Genomic DNA, 20,373 nt, shown 5'->3' with positions numbered 1-20,373 from the left:
CGTTTGGGAGTTGGAGCAACCGGGGAATCAGGCCCGGTCGAAGCTGGCGAAAACGGCCTCTAAAGGACCGAGCACACACCGAGCTGGAAAAACATAGACATCGAGCGCGGGCGTGCGATCTGCGAATGCGTCGAAATCATGCAAATCTCTCCCCGGTTCGAGCAATGAGACGCGCTTTATAGATGTGTCGGTTGCGATTTGCAACACGGCTCGCGCAAGATGTCGCGCGAGTGTTGCAAATTTAATGCGCGTCGCCGCCGCCTGCGAGGGACGCTGGCTTGTTCAGGAGCGTCACCAGCAGGCTCAAGCTGAGATAGAACAGCGTCAGCATGAAGAAGGCATCGCCATACCCCATCACGACGGCCTGACGGTGCACGATCTGGGTGAGCTGCTTCATCGCCATCAGCGTGGCGTCGCCCAGGCCCTGGAATTTCTGCATGAAGGTGTTGAGCGTCTCGGTCGCCGTCGCGTTGCCCCAGGTCACGCGCTCCTGAAGCCGCGTAATGTGCAGATCGGTGCGGTCGTTGAGCACGGTATTGATCACCGCGAGACCGACGGCGCCGCCGAGGTTGCGCATCAGGTTGAACAGGCCCGAGGCATTCTTCACCCGCTCCGGCGCCAGCGTGCCGAGCGCGATGTTGTTGGTCGGCACCATCGCGAACATCATGCCGATGCCGCGGAGGATCTGCGGCAGCAGCAGCTCGTAGAAATCGAAGTCGCGGGTGATCCAGGTCATCTGGTAGGAGCCGATAGCGAACACGATCAGCCCGAAGGCAATCATGTAGCGCAGGTCGAAGCGCAGCATGAGACGGCCGACCAGCGGCGCGACCAGGAACATGGTGGCACCGGAGACGAACATGGTCTCGCCGATCATCAGCGCGCTGTAGCCGCGGACTTCGGCGAGATAGCGCGGATAGATGTAGGTCAGACCATAGAGACCGATGCCGATGCAGAACTGCAGCACGCAGCCGACCGCGAAATTGCGGTTGGTGAAGGTACGCAGGTTGACGATCGGCTCAGCCGCGGTGAAGACGCGCCAGAAGAATGCGATCGCCGAGATCGCGCAAACCCAGGCTAAGATCGCGACGGACGTGTCCTGGAGCCATTCATATTGCGGGCCTTCCTCGAGCACATATTCCAGCGAGCCGAGGAAGCCGGCCATGAAGATCAGGCCCCACCAGTCGAAGCGGTCGAGCAGCTCGAAATGCGGCTCGTCGAAATCGACCAACGCCAGCACGCCCAGCGTGATGCCGATGCCGGGCACGACATTGATAAAGAACAGCCAGTGCCAGGACATGAGGTCGGTGATGTAGCCACCGACCGTCGGACCCACGGTCGGCGCCAGCGTCGCGACGAGACCGATGATGGGGCCGACGATGTGGAATTTCGTGCGTGGAAACACCGTGTAGGCGGAGGCGAACACGGTCGGAATCATGCCTGCACCTAGGAATCCCTGAAGCGCGCGCCACAAGATCATCTGCTCAATCGAGGAGGCAAAGCCGCAGAGCAGGCTGGATGCGGTGAAGCCCGCCGCCGAGATCGCAAACAACAACCGCGTACCGAGCGCGCGCGACAGGAATCCCGACAGCGGGATCGCGATAACTTCGGCGATCAGATAGGCGGTCTGCACCCAGGAGACTTCGCTCTGGCTCGCCGACAGGCCCGCCTGGATCTCGGACAGCGAGGCCGAGACGATCTGGATGTCCAGGATCGACATGAACATCCCGAACACCATGATGATGAAGGCGAACAGCCGCTTCGGCTCGATGCGTTCCGAAGCGGGGTTCGCCATCATGGCGGGACTAGCGGTCGTGGCGGTCGCCATCGTCAGGCCTCGCAGCGCTGTTCGCTTACTGCGGATGGATCATCGTGGGATCGTCGAGATCGATTTCGCTGTCGGCGTCGGCCGCGCCCTTGTTGGTGTCGACCGTCGCGTAGACCGACATGCCGGCGCGGAGCAGGTTCTGGCGCGCGACCGATTTCGGCACGCGGATGCGGACCGGCAGGCGCTGCACGATCTTGGTGAAATTGCCCGTGGCGTTGTCGGGCGGCAGCAGCGTGAACACCGAGCCCGCGGCCGGCGAGATGCTGTCGACGATGCCGGAGAACTTGCGGAAGCCGTAGGCATCGACCTTGATCGTCACCGGCTGGCCGGGACGGATGCGCTTGAGCTGGGTTTCCTTGAAATTAGCGTCGATATAGACCTCGTCGAGCGGCACGATGTTGCCGAGCCGCTGGCCGACCGCGACGAAGTCGCCGGTGTTGACGAGGCGGTTGGAGAAGGTGCCGTCGACCGGCGCGCGCACCGAGGTGAAGTTGAGGTCGCGCTCGGCTTTCGCGAGCGTGGTCTTCAACTCAGCAAGCTGCGCCTGCGCTTCGGCCTGCTGTGCCTTGGCGACGTCGACATTGCTGACTGCGACGTCGTAAGCGGCCTGCGCGGCCTTGACCGCGGCGGCGCCCTGATCGCGTCCGGCTTCCGAGGTTTCGAACGTGGCGCGCGAGGCAAAGCCCTTGCTGCTCAGCGCCTGCTGGCGCTCATAGTCGAGGTCTGCGCGCTTGAGGCCCGCTTCGGCGGAAACGAGCTGCGCCTTGGCCTGCACGACCTGGCTCTCGAGCGCTGCGACCTGGCGGCCGATGCGATCGATGGTGGCCTGCTGGGTTGCGATCCGGGTCGCGGCGGCGTCGACTGCGATCTTGTAGTCGCCGTCGTCGATGCGGAAGACGACATCGCCGGCATGCACCAGCGCGTTGTCGCCGGGCAGGATCGAGGAGATGTGGCCAGCAACGCGCGCACCCAGCATGGTGTTGTTGGCGCGCACATAGGCGTCGTCGGTCGAGACGTAGAAGCGGCCAACCAGCGTGTAGTAGCCGGCATAGCTCGCGGCCGCGAGCGCAAGCAGAAGGCCGACGCCCATCAGAATGAATTTGCGTTTGCCGGATTTCGGCGGGGCAGCGCTCGGCGCAGGCGCGCCGGTTGCCGGCATGCTCGGGGCGGGCTTCTCGATTGCCGGCTTCTCCGGTGTGTCGGCCGTGCGGCGCTTGCCCTCTTCGGCCACGGTCCGCAGCTGCTCGGCCAGTGCCGCCGGATCGTCGCTCGCAGCTTCGCCCCGAGCTGGCGCCTGCTCCAGGGAATCCTGGCGAAGGACGCGAGCGGCCTGGTCTCTCGATACGGCCATGAAGGCCTCCCCACAAAAACACGCGATCGGGCGGGCCACGACGCGGCCCCCTTGCCTTCGCCAATTGATAAATATCATTGACCGAACCGTTCGGTCAATATAGATTATAGCCCCATCGGACCCTAGTGGCCGGAATCCTTTCTTTCAGTTTCTTTGGGGTTCCGGCGCCAAAAACCTCAGGGAACCCTGAATCAATGGTTGCAGCCGTTCGCGACACTGTCACTATCGTCTCAGAGGAGGACAGCTCCAAGCGCCGCCAGATCCTCGACGGCGCCCGCAAGGTGTTCATGGACCTCGGATTCGACGGCGCCAGCATGGGCGAGATCGCGCGCGCAGCTGCCGTCTCCAAGGGCACACTCTACGTCTACTTCGCCGACAAATGCGCGCTGTTCGGAGCCATCCTCGAGGAGGAAGCGCTCCAGCACGGCCAGGTCGTGTTCAACTTCGACCCCTCGCGCGATGCCGAGACCACGCTGAAGGAGTTCGGCAAGGCCTATATCCATTTGCTCTGCCGGCCCGGCGGGGGATCGGCGATCCGCACCGTGATGGCGATCGCCGAGCGCATGCCCGAGCTCGGCCGCCGCTATTACGCGTGCGTGCTGGACAAGACCGTCAACCGGCTCGCCGACTATCTGAAGGCGCATGTTGCGCCGGGCGATCTCGCCATCGACGATTGCGACCTCGCCGCCTCCCAGTTCATGGAGGTGTGCAAGGCCTCGCTGTTCCTCCCCTTCATCTTCCAGGCCGCGCCGGCCCCGACGGAGGAGCGCATCACGGCCGTGGTTGACAGCGCGACGCGGATGTTTTTGGCGGCTTACCGGGCGAAGTGAGCTAGTGCCACCGCCGTAGCGCAGGGCGTTTCTCTAACCACGACGTTGCTAGCGTCCCCCCTGACGCTATACATAAGCCATGCCCCCTGACCTTCGCCTTCACCGCACGCCGGTCGATGTTCTCAACTATGAGATCGTCCAGGAGCAGGCCTCTGCGTTCGGGCGGATGGGGCGAGCGCTGGAACAAGCCCTCGCCCGCTTGCGGGACTTCGATGCGGCCCATCCGCCTTTGGACACGCCGACATCGACGCAACAGGCGCGGCGCGCCCTGGTGATGGAGGCGGGCCACGCGCTCTGGATGTTCGTGGTGCAGCGGGAGGCTTGCGGCATACGCGACAGCCGTCCCGTCATGCGCGACTACAACGTGCCGGGTGAGGTGCAGCGCTGCATGGGGCTGGTTCCGGCACCATCGATGCGGGCCGCAAAGTAAGTTCAACGATCACACGCGTACGAGCGCCCTACTCGTCCTCGAACTCGTCTTCCTCATTGACCTTCTCGCGCTTGCCCTTCCGACCGAGCGAGCCGGTCACGTAGGGATCGCGGGAGTTGGCGTAGGGATTACGCGCTTGCGCGCGCGCGGCGACCTCTTCTCCGGAGACGGCGGCCGGCTGGCAGATCAGGCGGCGGCTGGCGCGACGCATCAAGTCGACGTGGATGTGATCGTAGTGATAGACGTTGGAGCCCGGCGCGAGCACGGTCGTGAAATGCGCGCACGCGCCCGACTGCACGTCGCGCAGAAAACCCTGCTCCTCCGGCAAGCCGCGCCAGCCGTCCTTCACCGAGATACGGCGGCCATCGCCGAGCGTGAAGGCTGCGATGTCGAGCGCGTTGCCGAAGGCGTGCTCCGAGATATGGGCATGCGGATTGCCGTTCATGCCGCGGCAGGAATAGGCGGAGATCTGCTTGATCTCGACCACGCGCTGGCCGAACCAGCGCATCGCCGACGGCTGCACGGTGTCGGCGAACCAGCGGTCGAGTTCTGAGACGATCGGACAGGCCAGCGTCGCGGTCGGCTTCACCGCGACCGGGCCGACGGTGCCGACGGGACTGCCCTGCGCTGGACCAAGCCGCGGCAGGGGCTGCTGCTCGGGGCGCTGCGAATAAGATGGCTGCGACTGCGACGAGTAATTCGGCCGCGCCGGATAGCTCGGCGCGTTCATGTAGCGCGCCGCTCCCGCCGCATCGGTGCCCTCCGGCGGCAGGTCGATCTCGTCCTCCTGCGGCGGTGCGACGCCGGGCGCGCTGAGCGAGATCGGGCCTGAGGCTCCACCATAGCCGGACGGCTGGTTTTGGCCCTGCGGATAGGTCGAGGCGTTCGGATAGGATTGGTTCGGATAGTTCTGGCCTTGCGGATAGCTGGGCTGAGTTCCCGGCCAGCGCGGCTGGTTGCCAATGCTCGCCGGCGGGCGCAGTTCCTCATCGGCAAAACCAAAGGTGCCGGAGGCTTCGCCGATGGCGGCCACTTTCAGCGGAAATTCGGCACCGCAGGCGCCGGGGCCGGAGATTGGTTCGATCCGGACGATCTCGGCGCTCTCTTTCACCGCGCCTGACTTCAGGCAGGCGGCTTCCGCCTCGGCCCGCCACGGTTCGCGCTCGGCCTGGAAGAAGCCGCGTCCGCAACCCGCAAGCGAAACAAGGACGATGGAGCCGACGAGATACAAACGAACTCCGCGCGTCATGCGCACAGGTTCGGTGAATTTACTTAAAGACTCTTCAACGCTTTGATTTTACGTTTCTTTAACCATGCGAGCCGGCGCGCGCGGCGGGCGAGCGACAGCAAGGCTGGCTTTTTCGCTGACAGACTCGCTGTTAATGTTCTCAGTTGCGCGCAAAGACGCGCGAACAGAGGAGCTCCCTTATGACGTTCGTCGGCAGACTGAGCGTTGTGACTGCGTACCTCGCAATAGCCTTTGTCGGAGCCATTGTGCTCGGCGTGATCTAGTTTCCAGACATCGACGACGGCAGGCGGGGCCGCCTCGCGCGATCTCGCATGCGTGGTCATGGCGCGCCGAGCCAGACACGGCACAGCTTAGTCGTAATTCGAGCACTCCGATCCCGTGACGCCGCCGATCTTGAAATCGCGGCACATCATGCCGGGATTGTCGGGGTCGGGATAACGGTCGTCCCTCTGTCGAACGGTATGGCTGAAGCGCCAGCCGCGCGACAGCATGCAGCGCTTGTACTCGCGCGAGGTCAGCGTGCCGTTCTGCGGCCTGCCGAACTGCGCGTCACAGAATGCACCGTCCACTTGCAGCTCATCAGGACCGCGCTGCCGCTTCAGCGCGTTGCGATAGATGTCGTTGTCAGCATGCGCCGCAATGACGCTGCAAACCAGCAGTGCGGCGACGAGAATGAGGCGGGACATGTTGGCTCTCCCTTGCAGCGATCTTCAGTGATCGGTCGCCAGCAAAGGCGAGAGCGGTTCGACGAACAGCGATTACAAATTGGACAGAAGCGGGAACGCGTTCTCGCGCCGAATTGTGACGCAACTCACGCGAGCGGGACCAGCCGTTGTGACATCAGTCACGGAAGCCGCGTGGGCTCCGCGTAGGATCGAACCATGCTCAGTCGATAACCGACATCCGGCCACACCGTTTCCACACTTCATTCAAGAGGCTGCCATGACCAGGCTTTCTGTCGCCGCTACCGCGCTCTTCCTCGCTTCGACCGCCATTGCCCATGCCGGCAATGCGATCTCCTTCGAGATCGACGGGCAGAGCATCCACATCCAGGCTCCGAGCAACTGCGCCTCGCTGGACTGTGTCTCCATCGTGGTGCCCGGCCTGTCGGGCAAGCCGATCAGGCTGAATAACATCAACCTCAGCGGTTTTGGCTCCAAGGACGATGACGACACAACGTCGTCGGGCACGACAACAACGGCCCCGCCGGCTCCGGCACCCTCCGCACGGCAACCTGCGCCGCAGCCACAGGTGCAGGCGACCGCGCCTGCCGCGCCAGTCGTGGCTGTGCCGCCTGCGCCGTCCACGACCGCTGCCTCACCAACCACCAATGCGGCCGTCAACGCCAACGTCACGCAACAGGCCGCGCCCATTGCACCGCCGGCTCCCGTTGCCGCACCGGTCGTGACCGCGCCCGCTCCGGCCCCGGTTGCGGCTGCGCCCGCTCCGACCACGCCGCTCGGCCTGTGGGCGACCGAGGAGGACAAGGGCAATGTGCGCGTCGAGCAATGCGGCGCCAACCTCTGCGGCTATGCCGAGAAGACCAACGAGAAGATCTTGATCAACATGCAGCCCGACGGCGCCAGGTGGAGCGGCCGCATTCACGATCCCGACTCGGGCCGCAACTATGACTCCACGATTGCGATGAAGGGCCCGAACCTGCTCCACGTGCAGGGCTGTGCCTTCGGCGGCATATTCTGCGGCGGCCAGACCTGGAAGCGCGTGATCTGACGACGAAGGCGTCATCGACGCCGCTGCCAAGCCTTCTTGTTCTTATGATGGCGCCACGTCCCGAAATCCGGGACGTGGCGTTTGAACGTTGGCAACGCCCGTGCGACTGATGTTCATCCGCTATTCAGCCGTCTCAGGCTGAAATCGGCTGATCTCGCCTCGTGTCTTCACCGGGACCTCACTGTGGCTTTGATGCTGGCTTGGCGCCGCTGCGTGCTCGCGCTTCCGCTGCTGGTCTTGTCGCTGGCTGGCGCGACGGACGCATGCGCATCCGATGCGACCCTGCTCGCGCAGGTGCAGCCGGCGCCGCAGGTGACGCCGACACCGTCTCCCTCGCAGGCACCCGCGACACCAGCGACTGACACGCAAACCGCCGCGCCTGAAGAGCCGATCGGCAACGTCGCGACCGTGACGGGAATCGCCACGGTGATCCGCGACAAGAATTCTTATCCGCTGAGGGTGCGCGACGACATCTATCTCAACGACGTCGTGCAGACCGCCTCGAACTCCTCGCTCAGCATCGCCTTCAACGATTCCACCACGTTCAATCTGTCGGCCAGCGCCAAGATCACGATCGACAACTACGTCTACGAGGACGGCGGCAAGCAGAATTCCGCGATCTTCGACATCGGCAAGGGCACGGTTGCCTTCGTTGCCGCAGCGGTCGCCAAGACCGGCGACATGAAGATCACGACGCCGACCGCGACGCTCGGCATCCGCGGCACCACCGGCGTCATCGACGTGCCGGCCAACGCAAGTGCTGCGACGGCTGCGGCCAACAACGTCAACATCAAGCTCTATCCCGACGCTGACGGCAGGGTCGGCCACATCGACGTCAACGACCGCACAAGCGGCGCGCGGCTCGGCGCGCTGACGCAAGGCGCGTCGGGCTTTGCGATCCGCCCCGGCACCGGTGGTGCGCGCTTTGCCGCGGTGCCGATCACGATTGCCCCGCAACAGGTCGCACGCGACCGCGTCTTCGTGAGCCAGGTGCATCAGGCCCAGACCACCGGCCGGCAGATCGTGACCGAGCAGCGCGAATTCCGAAGGGCCAATCCGGGCGCGACCCCGCGCATTCCGCGGCCGGTCCAGCCGGCTCAACCGCAGCAACAGCCGCGGCCGAACGGTCAGCCTGGACCGCAGCCGCAGCGGCCGGGTGGCCAGCCCGGACAGAACAACCGTCCAGGCCAGCAGCAGCCGGGTGCGCCGAACCGTCAGGGCAAGCAGCAGCCGCAGCGCCAAGGACAAGGCGGCGCGGGTCAGCCGGGCACGCCGCGCACCGGACAAGGCCAGCAGCAGGGTGCGCCGCGCACGGGACAGACGCCGCCAGGCGGGGCGATCAATCCGCAAGCGCCGCACAGCGGGCAAGCTCCGGCAGGCGCGACGCCTCAGCAGCAGACACCGCGGGCCGGCCAGCAGGGTCAATCCAGCCCGCCCGCCGTCCAGCCGCCGCAAGGCGGCGTGCAGCACCAAGGCGGATTGCAGCAGCGGCTTCCTGGCCTGCAACGGCCAGCGCCACGCAAGCCCGCACCGCCACCGAAGGAGAAAAAGGAGCGGCGATAGAGGCGGGTGATCCGAGCGTCATGTCACACAGGCAGTCGGAGCAATGGGTCCAGACTTTCGCCAGCACGACTTTGGGGAGGCAATGCCCCTCACTTCGCATCGCGAGCGTAGTGACGCGCCGAAAAGAAAAAGGCCGGGATCGCTCCCGGCCTTTCGTTTTGGATGACGTGATGCCCGAGGCTTACTTCACTTCCGCGCGCTTGGGCGGAGTGGCCGGCCACGACTTGATCAGCGTGTCGTAGTCGATCGTTTCGCCCTTCGGCTTCTCGTTCGCAAGCTTGCGCTGGGGCGCGATGGTGCCGTCCTTCTCGGCCTTCGCGAACCAGAACTCGGCCGACTCCTTCTTGTGGAGCTTCGGACCGCAGGCACCCTGCACGCCCGACTTCTCGATGCGTTCCATGACGGAGTCCTGCGCGGCGGCGAGCGAGTCCATCGCGGCTTGCGCCGTCTTGGCACCCGACGACGCATCGCCGATGTTCTGCCACCAGAGCTGCGCGAGCTTCGGATAGTCAGGCACGTTGTTGCCGGTCGGGGTCCACTGCACGCGGGCGGGCGAACGGTAGAACTCGATCAGGCCGCCGAGCTTCGGCGCACGCTCAGTGAACGACTTGTCCCAGATGTCGGATTCACGGATGAAGGTGAGACCGACATGGCTCTTCTTCAGGGACACCGACTTGGAGACGATGAACTGGAGATAGAGCCAGGCCGCCTTGCGACGGTCAGCCGGGGTCGACTTCAGAAGCGTGAGCGAACCCGCGTCCTGATAGCCGAGCTTCATGCCGTCCTTCCAGTACGCGCCGTGCGGCGACGGAGCCATACGCCACTTCGGCGTACCGTCCGCGTTCATCACGGCGATGCCCGGCTTCACCATGTCGGCGGTGAAGGCGGTGTACCAGAAGATCTGCTGGGCGATGTTGCCCTGCGCCGGCACTGGACCTGACTCAGAGAAGGTCATGCCCTGCGCCTGCGGCGGCGCATACTTCTTCAGCCATTCGAGATACTTGGTGATGGCGTAGACCGAGGCCGGACCGTTGGTGTCACCACCGCGATCGACGCTCGAGCCGACCGGACGGCAGCCTTCCATGCGGATGCCCCATTCGTCGACCGGCAGACCGTTCGGAATGCCCTTGTCACCGTTGCCGGCCATCGAGAGCCAGGCGTCGGTGAAACGCCATCCGAGCGAGGGGTCCTTCTTGCCATAGTCCATATGGCCGTAGACCTTGACGCCGTTGATCTCCTTGATGTCGTTGGTGAAGAACTCGGCGATGTCTTCATAGGCCGACCAGTTCACGGGCACGCCGAGCTCGTAGCCATACTTGGCCTTGAACTTGGCCTTGTAGTCCGGGTTGGTGAACCAGTCGTAGCGGAACCAGTAGAGGTTCGCGAACTGCTGGTCGGGCAGCTGATAGAGCTTGCCGTCCGGCGCCGTACCGAAGGACTTGCCGATGAAGTCGTTGACGTCGAGCATCGGGTCGGTGACGTCCTTGCCCTCGCCCGTCATGTAGTCCGACAGCACGATGGTCTGGCCGTAGCGGAAGTGGGTGCCGATCAGGTCGGAGTCGTTGATCCAGCCGTCGTACACGTTCTTGCCGGACTGCATCTGGGTCTGCAGCTTCTCGACGACGTCACCTTCCTGAATGATGTCGTGCTTGAGCTTGATGCCGGTGAGTTCAGTGAACGCCTTGGCGAGCGTCTGCGACTCGTATTCGTGAGTCGCGATCGTTTCCGAGACGACGTTGATCTCCATGCCCTTGAAGGGTTCGGCGGCCTTGGCGAACCACTCGAGCTCCTTCTTCTGGTCGTCCTTCGACAGGGTCGAGGGCTGGAATTCCGCGATCCACTTCTCGATCGTGGCGTCGTCAGCGGCGCGAACCGGCGCCGAGGTCGTGAATGCAGCCGCAATGATAGCTGCGGCACTAGATACCGTCAGAAAGCTGATCTTGGTCAATGGACCTTTCCTTCTCCTAAACTGTCGCATGTTGTTCCTCCGTTGCAGCGACAAACTCTAACAGGCCCGGGTTGACCCCGGATCTGGTCTTCTTCGCGAGCTTCAGACCGTGCGGAATATGAGCGCGGCCGTGACAAGCGAAATTCCTGATGCGAGCCACAGGCTCGAGAGCTCAAATCCCTCCTCCCCGACCGGCAGCGTTGCGATCGTGTCGGTGCCGACGAGGCCGATCCACGCGAGGTGGATGATGGCCGCCGTGATCAGCGAGATGAACAGGCGGTCGCCACGCGTGGTCGGAATGCGCAGAACGCCGACGCGCTCCGCCTCGGGATAGACCGCGGCGAGATACGTCATCACTGCGAGCGTGCAGGCGAGTGCGCCGAAGAAGATCGCGGTCGGTATCGTCCAGGCCATCCATGCGATCGATTCCATGGTCGCCTCCTTACACGCGGCCGAGCGCGAAACCGCGCGCGATATAGTTGCGGACGAACCAGATCACGAGCGCGCCCGGAATGATGGTGAGCACGCCGGCGGCTGCGAGCAGCCCCCAATCCATGCCGGCCGCGGACACCGTGCGCGTCATGATCGCCGCAATCGGCTTGGCCTGCACCGAGGTCAACGTGCGCGCGAGCAGGAGCTCGACCCAGGAGAACATGAAGCAGAAGAACGCAGCGACGCCGATGCCGCTTGCGATCAGCGGGATCAGGATCTTCACGAAGAAGCGCGGGAAGGAATAGCCGTCGAGGAACGCCGTCTCGTCGATCTCGCGCGGCACGCCGGACACGAAGCCTTCGAGGATCCATACCGCCAGCGGCACGTTGAAGATGCAGTGCGCGAGCGCAACCGCCCAGGGCGTATCGAACAGCCCGATCGCCGAATAGAGGTTGAAGAAGGGCAGCGCATAGACCGCGGCCGGCGCCATGCGGTTCGACAGCAGCCAGAAGAACAGGTGCTTGTCGCCGAGGAAGCGGTAGCGCGAGAAGGCGTAGGCTGCCGGCAGCGCCACCGTGATCGAGATCAGGGTGTTGAGGACGACGTATTCGAGCGAATTGATGTAGCCGGAATACCAGCTCTCGTCGGTAAAGATGCGCTTGTAGTGCTGCAGCGTCGGCGCGTGCGGCCATAGCGTCATCGTCGAGACGATCTCGCCGTTGGTCTTGAAGCTCATGTTGACGAGCCAGTAGATCGGCAACAGCAGGAAGATCAGGAACGCCACCATGATGACGCGTCGGCCGGGGATCGAGTGCATCAGGCCACTCCTTCCTTGGGCTGAAGCGCATGCGCGGGCTGGAGCGCGCCGGCGGGCTTGAGCTCCGCCGCAGGCTCTTTCTCCGCCTGCGTCTTGCGCTCGACGCCGGCGTTGGTCATCACGGTGTAGAACACCCAGCAGACGATCAGGATGATCAGATTGTAGACCAGCGACAGGGCCGCGGCCTTGCCGAGATCGAACTGGCCGAGCGCGATCTTGACGAGCTCGATCGAGACGAAGGTCGTGGAATTACCCGGACCGCCGCCGGTGACGACGAACGGCTCGGTGTAGATCATGAAGCTGTCCATGAAGCGCAGCAGCACCGCGATCAGCAGCACGCGATTCATCTTCGGCAGCTGGATCGCCGTGAACACCGCCCAGCGCGAGGCGCCGTCGATCTGCGCCGCCTGGTAATAGGCGTCGGGGATCGACTTCAGGCCGGCGTAGCACAGCAGCGCGACCAGGCTGGTCCAGTGCCAGACATCCATCACGATGACGGTGACCCAGGCGTCGATCTCGTTCGCGACGTAGTTGTAGTTGATGCCGAGGCTGTTCAGCGTATAGCCGAGTAGGCCGATGTCGGGCCGGCCGAAGATCTGCCAGATGGTGCCGACCACGTTCCACGGAATCAACAGCGGCAGCGCGAGGATCACGAGGCAGGCGGCCACCGTCCAGCCCTCGCGCGGCATCGACAGCGCGATGACGATGCCGAGCGGCACCTCGATGGCGAGGATGACGAGCGAGAAGAACAGGTTGCGGCCGAGCGAGGCCAGGAAGCGACCGCCGAGATCGGTCGAGGGATCGAGCAGCTCCTTGAACCAGCCGACGCCGTTCCAGAAGAACTGGTTGTTGCCGAAGGTGTCCTGCATCGAATAGTTCACCACCGTCATCAGCGGGATCACCGCAGAGAAGGCGACGACCAGGAACACCGGCAGAACCAGGAACCAGGCTTTTTGATTGACGGTCTTGTCCATCAGACGGCTCCCTCTACCAGAAGGCTGTCCGCATAGACGTGGACATGGGACGGATCGAATTTCAGCCCGGCGGAGCCGTCGGAGCTGGTGAAGCCGCCCGGCGCGCGGGCAGCGAGCTTGGCATCGCCGACGCGCACGCGGGCGAAACGGATGCGGCCGAGATCATCGATCCGGTCGATCTTCGAGGTGAGCAGCCCCGGCGCCGGCGCGACCACGTCGACGAATTCCGGACGCACGCCGATCTCGATCTTGGCCCCCGTGGGCAGGTTGTCGTAGCTGCGGTTGAGCGCGATGACATGGCCGTCGATCCGCGCTTCGCGACCCTTCACCTCCGCCGGCATGATGTTCATGCCGGGCGAGCCGATGAAATAACCGACGAAGGTGTGCGCCGGCTTGTCGAACAGCTCGGCCGGCGTGCCGCTCTGCACCACGCGGCCGTCATGCATCACAACCACCGTGTCGGCGAAGGTCAGCGCCTCGGTCTGGTCGTGCGTGACGTAGATCATCGTGAGGTCGAGCTCGCGATGCAGCGCCTTCAGCTTCGAGCGCAGCTGCCACTTCAGCTCGGGATCGATCACCGTCAGCGGCTCGTCGAACAGCACGGCGGCGACGTCGTTGCGCACGAGGCCCCGGCCGAGCGAGATCTTCTGCTTGGCGTCCGCCGTGAGCCGCGTCGCCTTGCGGTTCAGATAGGGCTCGAGGTCGAGCAGGCGGCCGATCTGGGTCACGCGTTTGTCGATATCGGCCTTCGGCACGCCGCGGTTCTTCAGCGGAAACGCCAGGTTCTCCCCCACCGTCATGGTGTCGTAGATCACCGGAAACTGGAACACCTGGGCGATGTTGCGCTTCTGGGTTGACAGCGGTGTGATGTCCTTGCCGTCGAACAGGATTTTTCCACGGGAGGGCGTGATGATGCCGGAGATGACGTTGAGCAGCGTGGTCTTGCCGCAGCCCGAGGGCCCAAGCAGCGCATAGGCTCCGCCCTGCCGCCAGGTCATGGTCACCGGCTTCAGCGCAAAGCTTTCGGGCGCAGCATCATTGCCGCCGTAGGAGTGCGCGAGATCGACGAGGTCAATGCGGGCCATGGCGCACCTCCCTCACGAGTTCTTCTTTGACGCGTTTTCTTCACGCGAACCGCTAGGCACTTCGCTTGAAAACGCTATCGGACCAGGCGCGGCGACCAGGCGGTCGGCCGCGTCGAACACGAAGACATCCTGCGGATCGAGCACGGCGTCGAGCGTCTGGCCGGGCTCGAACTCATGCACGCCATGCAGCACCGCAACCCAGTTCGATCCGTCGCGGGTCAGATGCACGAAACTCTCCGATCCGGTGATCTCGGTCACCGTCACTGTGGCGTGGAAGGCGTGGCGATCGGTCTGGCCATTGGCGAGCCCGAGCTGATGGGCGCGAAAGCCAACGCGATACGGTCCGTCGGCAAGTCCGGCATAGAGGCCGGAGGCCGGCGCCAAGCTGCCGCCGGCATATGCGACCTGCCCATTCTTCTTCTCGATGCCGACCAGATTGAGCGGCGGGTCCGAAAATACCTGGGCAACGCGCAGCGTTTGCGGGCGGCGGTAGACGTTGGAGGTCTCGCCCATCTGGAGCGCACGTCCCTCCCACATGCAGACGGTGTTGCCACCGAGCAGCAGCGCTTCGGAGGGCTCCGTCGTCGCATAGACGAAGATCGCGCCCGAGGCCTCGAAGATGCGCGGCAGCTCGGCGCGCAGCTCCTCGCGGAGCTTGTAGTCGAGATTGGCGAGCGGCTCGTCGAGCAGCACGAGATCGGCGCCCTTCACAAGCGCGCGCGCGATCGCGGTGCGCTGCTGCTGGCCGCCGGAGAGCTGGAGCGGCGTGCGCTTCAGGAACGGCTCGAGCCGCAGCAGCTTTGCGGCCTCCGCAACTCGCTTCTCGATCTCCTCGCGCGGCTTGCCCTGCACGCGAAGCGGCGAGGCAATGTTCTCATAGACCGTGAGCGAGGGGTAGTTGATGAACTGCTGGTAGACCATCGCAACCGAGCGCTGGCGCACATCGATGCCAGTGACATCCTTGCCGTTGACCAGCACCCTGCCGGAAGTCGGCTTGTCGAGCCCTGCGAGCAGCCGCATGATCGAGGTCTTGCCCGACAGCGTCGGCCCGAGCAGCACGTTGAGCGTGCCGCCGTCGAGCATCAGCGAGACGTCGCGGATATGCGGAACACCGTCCACAGAACGGCTGACGTGATCCAGTGTGACGGTCATGAGCGTCCTCCTGCTTCGAGCAGGGGACTTTGCGGCACGGCATGGCTGGCGATCCAGTCGTCAAGTGCCGCGATCTGATCGGCACTTAGTCGCAGGCCAAGCTTGGAGCGCCGCCAGACGATATCCTCGGCGGTCACCGCCCATTCGTTGTTCATGAGATAGCGAACCTCGCGTTCCGTCAGCGTCGCGCCGAAGGACTGGCCAAGATCGGCCGCCGATCTGGCATCGCCCAGGAGCTTGATGGCGCGGGTGCCATAGGCCCGCGCCAGGCGGCGGGCATGCTCGACGGAGAGGAAGGGATAGCCGCGCTGCAGGTCCGCGATCAGCGCGTCGACCGCCGACACGTCCATGTCGCCGCCGGGCAGCGGCCATTTGCCGGTCCAGCCCTCGCGCGCCTTGGCGCTACGCAAATAGGGAGCGAGACGCTCGAGTGCCTCCTCGGCAAGGCGGCGATAGGTCGTGATCTTGCCGCCATAGATCGACAGCAGCGGAGCGCCGCCGGGCGTGTCGAGCTCGAAGACGTAGTCGCGGGTCGCGGCCTTGGCCTCGCTGGCGCCATCGTCATAGAGCGGGCGCACGCCGGAATAGGTCCAGACGACGTCCTCGGGCTTCACCGGCTTGGCCAGATATTCGCTCGCGGCGGCGCAGAGATATTGGATCTCTTCGGCCGTTGCCTTCACCTTGGCGGGATCGCCGTCGTAGTCGCGGTCGGTGGTGCCGATCAGCGTGAAGTCGTCCTGGTAGGGAATGACGAAGATGATGCGGCCGTCCGCATTCTGGAACATGTAGGCGCGGTCGTGGTCGTAGAGCTTTTTCACGACGATGTGCGAGCCCTGCACCAGGCGGACTTTTGCCTTCGCGTTCACGCCGGCGCCACGGCCGAGCACATCCTCGACCCAGGGACCGCCGGCATTGACCAGTGCGCGGGCGCGGATCATCGAGCGTGCGCCGGTGATGGCGTCGACCATGCTGACGGTCCAGACGCCGTCGGACTGGCGGATTTCGGTGGCACGGGTGCGGGTGCGGATCTCCGCACCCTTGTCGGCGGCATCGCGCGCGTTGAGCACGACGAGGCGGGCGTCGTCGACGAAACAGTCGGAATATTCGAAAGCGCGTGAATAGCGGTTCGGGATCAGCGGACGACCGACTTCATCCTTGGTCAGATCGACCGAACGCGTCGCCGGCAACAGATGGCGGCCGCCGATATGGTCGTAGAGAAAGAGACCGAGCCGCAAGAGCCAGGCCGGGCGCAGGCCGGCGTGGTGCGGCAAAACGAAACGCAGGGGGCGGATGATGTGGGGCGCCACGCCCCAGAGGATCTCGCGCTCGATCAGCGCTTCGCGGACCAGGCGGAATTCGTAATATTCGAGATAGCGCAGGCCGCCATGCACGAGCTTGGTCGACCAGGACGACGTCCCGCTCGCCAGGTCGTTCATTTCGCACAGGAAAACCGTGTTGCCCCGGCCAACCGCATCGCGAGCGATGCCGCAACCGTTAACACCGCCTCCAATAATGGCGAGGTCGAAAATACGCTCCAACAGACGCATCCCCCGGCGATCGCCCATTCGCTTGGGCGATTTTGCTTTCGCTTTCGATTAGATCAGAACCGAAAACGAAAGCAAGGCGAAAGAAAGCGAAAATGGAACTTTTTTCGTGGGCAATTGGGGGACTTTTGCTGCGCAATTGGATGAAAGAGTGGGCAGTCCTGCCGCCCTCTCCCGTTGTGAAGTTCACATAGAGCACGCGGAAATGTGGGCTGGGAATGAGTGACTACCTCAACCGCACCACCGGCGCCGCCTCCGGCGCGGAATCCTGTGCAGGTTCCGTCGCGACGTCGTCGTCGGGCGAGCCTTTCGGCATCGCCTCGACCACCTCGATGCCCTTGCTGTGGCAGATCGTAGCGAGGCGCTCGGGCAATTCCTGGTCGGTGACGAAGGTCTGGATCTGGCTGATATGAGCGATGCGCACCGGCGCGCTGCGGCGAAGCTTTGTGGAATCGGCAACCAGCATGACGCTGCGCGCATTCGCAATGATCGCCTGTGCCACCTGCACCTCGCGATAGTCGAAGTCGAGCAGCGCGCCTTCTTCATCGATCGCAGACGCACCGATGATGGCGTAGTCGACCTTGAACTGGCCGATCAGCTGCGTCGCGGTCGAGCCGACCACCGCACCGTCGGCGCGCCGCACGGTGCCACCGGCGACCACCACCTCGATGCGGGGATGGCGATAGAGCAGCATCGCGACGTTGAGATTGTTGGTGATGACGAGCAGGTCCTCATGCGAGGTCAGCGCGCTTGCGACCTCTTCCGTCGTAGTGCCGATGTTGATGAAGAGCGAGCAGCCGTTCGGGATGAGAGAGGCGGCCGCAGCCCCGATCGCCTTCTTCTCATCGGCGGCGACGAAGCGGCGCGCCTCGTAGGCGAGGTTTTCGACGCCTGAGGCGATGATGGCGCCGCCGTGGATCCGGGTCAGAGAGCGGCGCTCGCAGAGATCGTTGAGATCTTTTCGGATGGTCTGCGCCGAAACCTCGAAACGGCGCGCAAGTTCCTCGACCATCACACGGCCCGAGGCGCGGGCGATGTTGAGGATTTCGGCCTGGCGATGGGTCAATCCGGTCACGGCGGCAACCTCACATCAGAGTTTTGCATGGTGCGGCGGTTCGACGCCTAGGTCAACGAGAGAGCACGGTAAAGTTAACGAACAGCGCGTCGGCGCCCTGCCCTCACCACTTCATGGCGGCCGCGACCAGCTTCATCAGGGCATCATCATCGTAAGTGCTGGCCGAGGCGACGGCGCCGGCAGCGACCAGATCGTCGTGACTGAGCGACGTCCGCATGCCGATCGTCGGTATGCCCGCGGCGGCGGCCGATTGAATTCCGGAGCGAGAATCCTCGAACGCGATCGAGGCATGGGCGGCAGCGGCGGCGAAGCGCAACCCTTCCAGATAAGGCAGCGGATGCGGCTTGCCGTGCGGCAGTTCGTCGCCGATCACGATCGCCTTGAAGCGATCCATGATGCCGAGCCCCGACAGCAGCATCTCCGCATTCAGCCGCGGCGCGTTGGTGACGGCGACCATGGGAATACCCCTCGCGTCCGCCTTGTCGAGCAGCGCCATCAGGCCCGGCACCGGCTTGATCTGCCCGGCCACCAGCGTGCGGAAGATCTGCTCTTTCTCGTCGAGGATCGCCGCGCGCCGCTCTGGCAGCTCGTCGGCCAAGAATCGCTCGCCGATCGACACATTGGAGAAGCCCTGCAACTCCTTCGAAAACCTGGCGTGGTCGAACACGTGACCGCGCGGGCCGAAGATCTGATTGAACGCCTCGCGATGCAGCGCGTCGGTATCGGCGAGCGTGCCGTCGATGTCGAACAACAGCGCCTGGCCCATGGCCTCTGACATTCCGGTGATTCCTCTCAAGTCGCAACGCACCAATAGCGGAGAAATACTCGTTCGTCATTGCGGGGACGCGCCGAAAGGCGCGGCGGAGGATGGCGCTCGACAAAATACCGCGCGGCTGTAACACTTGCGGAAAGAGCAAAAAGGAGGAAACGATGACCATCAATCGGCGCGAACTGGCCGCCGCGGCCTTTGTACTGACGGCAGTCGGCGCGGCTCCCGTGCTTGCTGGCTCGGCGGATGAGGAAGCGGTGGCGAAAAAGGTCGAGGCCTTTCGTCTTGCCCAGATTGCGGCGGATCCCAAGGCACTCGGCGCGCTCTGCTGGGACGATCTCAGTTACAGCCATTCCAGCGGCAAGGTCGAGGACAAGGCGACTTTCATCGCCAACGCCACGGATGGAAAATCGAAATTCCTGTCGATTGAGTACAAGGATCCGACCATCAAGGTCGTTGGCCCCGCCGCTATCGTGCGCTTCCACTGGATCGCCGAACAGGAGATGGCGGCGGATGGGAAAAAAGTGCCGACCAACCTTCACATCCTGATGAACTGGCAGAAGCAGGGCGACGACTGGAGGCTGCTGTCGCGCGCCGCGACGAAACTATGATGTACTTCCCCTCTCCCCTTACAAGGGAAGAAGGGAAGCATTGTGCGAACTCCTCACGCCGCTTCCTTCAAATCTCCGTTTGCCAACCGCCGCGCGGCACGTTCCGCTTCGCGAGCGTTGCGGAAGATCTGGCCTTCGAGGCGGTTGAAGCGGTGGGAGGAAGCGAAGAAGCGGTATCCTTCCGGGTTGCGTACGACGATACCTGCGGTCTGCGAATTGACTTCGATGATGTAGCTGTCCGGCATTGCCCGTGATTCCTCGAGTGCGGGCAAATAACGGTGCTCCTACCCAAAGGTTCCTATGGGCGTTGCGTACCGTTTCCACCCCGAATCGACACGCAATGGAGTACGCTGCGACCTCATCCGTTTTATGACTTGTTCTTGGCGAAGCCGCGACATCCGCGGCGCACGATCACCACATGCGTTAAGGCAACACAGCCGTTGGGCCCTGCGCGCTTACGTCGCGATCGGCGGTTCGGTGCGGCTGACGGTCTGCGGGCGGCCGTGCTCGTCGATCGACACATACGTGAAATTGCCGTCGGTGACGAGGAACGGATGCTGTTCGCCGCGACGCAGCGCCCAGGCTTCGAGATGCACGGTGAGCGAAGTGCGCCCCACGCGCACGAGATTGGCGTAGACCGACACAAGATCTCCGACATAGACCGCTTTACGAAAATTCATCGCCTCGATCGCGACCGTCACGGTGCGCGACTTCGCGACCTTCGAGGCGAACACGCCGCCGCCGACGTCCATCTGGCTGAGCAGCCAGCCGCCGAAGATGTCGCCGTTGGCGTTGGTGTCGGCGGGCATCGCGAGGGTACGGATGCAGAGATCACCACGCGGTTCGATATTGGTCTGTTCGGTCATGCGTCTCTCGATTGAGGATGTTTTCGTAGCCCGGATGGAGCGAAGCGCAATCCGGGGAGCCGTGCAAGAATTACGCGGATTTGGCTGCGCTCCATCCGGGCCGCGCATCGACGAGAGAGAG

The 20,373-nt window shown here is 64.0% G+C and carries 20 protein-coding genes; 5 read left to right on the top strand and 15 right to left on the bottom strand.

Annotated elements, in window-relative coordinates; genetic code table 11:
- Positions 1-241 precede the first annotated feature (241 nt).
- Together SO156_RS26625 and SO156_RS26620 are read right to left on the bottom strand one after the other, a co-directional pair.
- Positions 242-1,825 (bottom strand): DHA2 family efflux MFS transporter permease subunit, encoded by a 1,584-nt coding sequence (locus tag SO156_RS26625; RefSeq protein WP_458147820.1) that lies wholly within the window; start codon positions 1,823-1,825, stop codon positions 242-244.
- Positions 1,826-1,850: 25 nt separating this feature from the next.
- On the bottom strand, positions 1,851-3,176 hold the full coding sequence (locus SO156_RS26620; protein WP_498536810.1) for an HlyD family secretion protein: 1,326 nt from the start codon (positions 3,174-3,176) through the stop codon (positions 1,851-1,853).
- Between the two features lie 194 nt (positions 3,177-3,370).
- Between SO156_RS26620 and SO156_RS26615 the strand changes: the two genes are divergently transcribed.
- Both SO156_RS26615 and SO156_RS26610 read left to right on the top strand, forming a co-directional pair.
- The gene (locus SO156_RS26615) at positions 3,371-4,006 is read left to right on the top strand and encodes a TetR/AcrR family transcriptional regulator (RefSeq protein ID WP_498536809.1); all 636 of its coding nucleotides are present in this window, start codon (positions 3,371-3,373) and stop codon (positions 4,004-4,006) included.
- Positions 4,007-4,085: 79 nt separating this feature from the next.
- The gene (locus SO156_RS26610) at positions 4,086-4,436 is read left to right on the top strand and encodes a DUF6665 family protein (RefSeq protein WP_498536808.1); all 351 of its coding nucleotides are present in this window, start codon (positions 4,086-4,088) and stop codon (positions 4,434-4,436) included.
- A gap of 28 nt (positions 4,437-4,464) precedes the next feature.
- On the opposite strand, the gene SO156_RS26605 is transcribed toward SO156_RS26610, so the two are convergent.
- On the bottom strand, positions 4,465-5,685 hold the full coding sequence (locus SO156_RS26605) for an extensin-like domain-containing protein (protein ID WP_498536807.1): 1,221 nt from the start codon (positions 5,683-5,685) through the stop codon (positions 4,465-4,467).
- A gap of 350 nt (positions 5,686-6,035) precedes the next feature.
- On the bottom strand, positions 6,036-6,371 hold the full coding sequence (locus SO156_RS26600) for a hypothetical protein (protein WP_498536806.1): 336 nt from the start codon (positions 6,369-6,371) through the stop codon (positions 6,036-6,038).
- Positions 6,372-6,627: 256 nt separating this feature from the next.
- On the opposite strand from SO156_RS26600, the gene SO156_RS26595 reads away from it, so the two are divergent.
- The gene (locus SO156_RS26595; RefSeq protein WP_498536805.1) at positions 6,628-7,416 is read left to right on the top strand and encodes a DUF2147 domain-containing protein; all 789 of its coding nucleotides are present in this window, start codon (positions 6,628-6,630) and stop codon (positions 7,414-7,416) included.
- 192 nt (positions 7,417-7,608) lie between these two features.
- Positions 7,609-8,979, top strand: coding sequence for a FecR family protein (locus SO156_RS26590; RefSeq protein ID WP_498536804.1), 1,371 nt, complete (start codon positions 7,609-7,611; stop codon positions 8,977-8,979).
- Between the two features lie 181 nt (positions 8,980-9,160).
- Here the strand turns inward: SO156_RS26590 and SO156_RS26585 are convergent, their stop codons facing one another.
- The 9 genes from SO156_RS26585 to SO156_RS26545 all read right to left on the bottom strand — a co-directional run bounded on the left by SO156_RS26585 (position 9,161) and on the right by SO156_RS26545 (position 18,784).
- Positions 9,161-10,957 (bottom strand): ABC transporter substrate-binding protein, encoded by a 1,797-nt coding sequence (locus tag SO156_RS26585; protein WP_458147829.1) that lies wholly within the window; start codon positions 10,955-10,957, stop codon positions 9,161-9,163.
- A gap of 72 nt (positions 10,958-11,029) precedes the next feature.
- Positions 11,030-11,359, bottom strand: a complete 330-nt coding sequence (locus SO156_RS26580) for a DUF2160 domain-containing protein (protein ID WP_458147830.1) — start codon at positions 11,357-11,359, stop codon at positions 11,030-11,032.
- 10 nt (positions 11,360-11,369) lie between these two features.
- Positions 11,370-12,176 carry a carbohydrate ABC transporter permease gene (locus SO156_RS26575; RefSeq protein ID WP_458147831.1) on the bottom strand — a complete coding sequence of 269 codons (807 nt, stop codon included), beginning with the start codon at positions 12,174-12,176 and terminating at the stop codon, positions 11,370-11,372.
- The gene (locus SO156_RS26570) at positions 12,176-13,150 is read right to left on the bottom strand and encodes a carbohydrate ABC transporter permease (RefSeq protein WP_458147832.1); all 975 of its coding nucleotides are present in this window, start codon (positions 13,148-13,150) and stop codon (positions 12,176-12,178) included. Before SO156_RS26570 ends, SO156_RS26575 begins: the two co-directional genes overlap by 1 nt.
- Entirely contained in the window at positions 13,150-14,235 is a 1,086-nt protein-coding gene (locus SO156_RS26565) for an ABC transporter ATP-binding protein (RefSeq protein ID WP_498536803.1), read from the bottom strand. The genes SO156_RS26570 and SO156_RS26565 overlap by 1 nt, the downstream gene beginning before the upstream one ends.
- Positions 14,236-14,247: 12 nt before the next feature.
- Entirely contained in the window at positions 14,248-15,387 is a 1,140-nt protein-coding gene (locus tag SO156_RS26560) for an ABC transporter ATP-binding protein (RefSeq protein ID WP_498536802.1), read from the bottom strand.
- A complete protein-coding gene (glpD, locus tag SO156_RS26555) occupies positions 15,384-16,934 on the bottom strand; it encodes a glycerol-3-phosphate dehydrogenase (protein ID WP_458147835.1) in 1,551 nt (516 codons plus the stop codon). The genes SO156_RS26560 and glpD overlap by 4 nt, the downstream gene beginning before the upstream one ends.
- A gap of 223 nt (positions 16,935-17,157) precedes the next feature.
- Positions 17,158-18,006 carry a DeoR/GlpR family DNA-binding transcription regulator gene (locus SO156_RS26550; protein WP_458147836.1) on the bottom strand — a complete coding sequence of 283 codons (849 nt, stop codon included), beginning with the start codon at positions 18,004-18,006 and terminating at the stop codon, positions 17,158-17,160.
- Positions 18,007-18,109: 103 nt separating this feature from the next.
- On the bottom strand, positions 18,110-18,784 hold the full coding sequence (locus tag SO156_RS26545; RefSeq protein ID WP_498536801.1) for an HAD family hydrolase: 675 nt from the start codon (positions 18,782-18,784) through the stop codon (positions 18,110-18,112).
- Positions 18,785-18,936: 152 nt separating this feature from the next.
- Here SO156_RS26545 and SO156_RS26540 point away from each other — a divergent pair, with 152 nt between their 5' ends.
- Entirely contained in the window at positions 18,937-19,386 is a 450-nt protein-coding gene (locus tag SO156_RS26540; protein ID WP_498536800.1) for a nuclear transport factor 2 family protein, read from the top strand.
- 53 nt (positions 19,387-19,439) lie between these two features.
- Here the strand turns inward: SO156_RS26540 and SO156_RS26535 are convergent, their stop codons facing one another.
- Positions 19,440-19,631 carry a hypothetical protein gene (locus SO156_RS26535; RefSeq protein WP_449380506.1) on the bottom strand — a complete coding sequence of 64 codons (192 nt, stop codon included), beginning with the start codon at positions 19,629-19,631 and terminating at the stop codon, positions 19,440-19,442.
- A gap of 210 nt (positions 19,632-19,841) precedes the next feature.
- On the bottom strand, positions 19,842-20,252 hold the full coding sequence (locus tag SO156_RS26530) for an acyl-CoA thioesterase (protein WP_458147839.1): 411 nt from the start codon (positions 20,250-20,252) through the stop codon (positions 19,842-19,844).
- Positions 20,253-20,373: the final 121 nt, after the last annotated feature.

Source organism: Bradyrhizobium sp. UFLA05-125 (assembly GCF_059803515.1).
The sequence above is the reverse complement of the archived record's forward strand: the minus strand, read 5'-3'. Positions and strand labels throughout refer to the sequence as shown.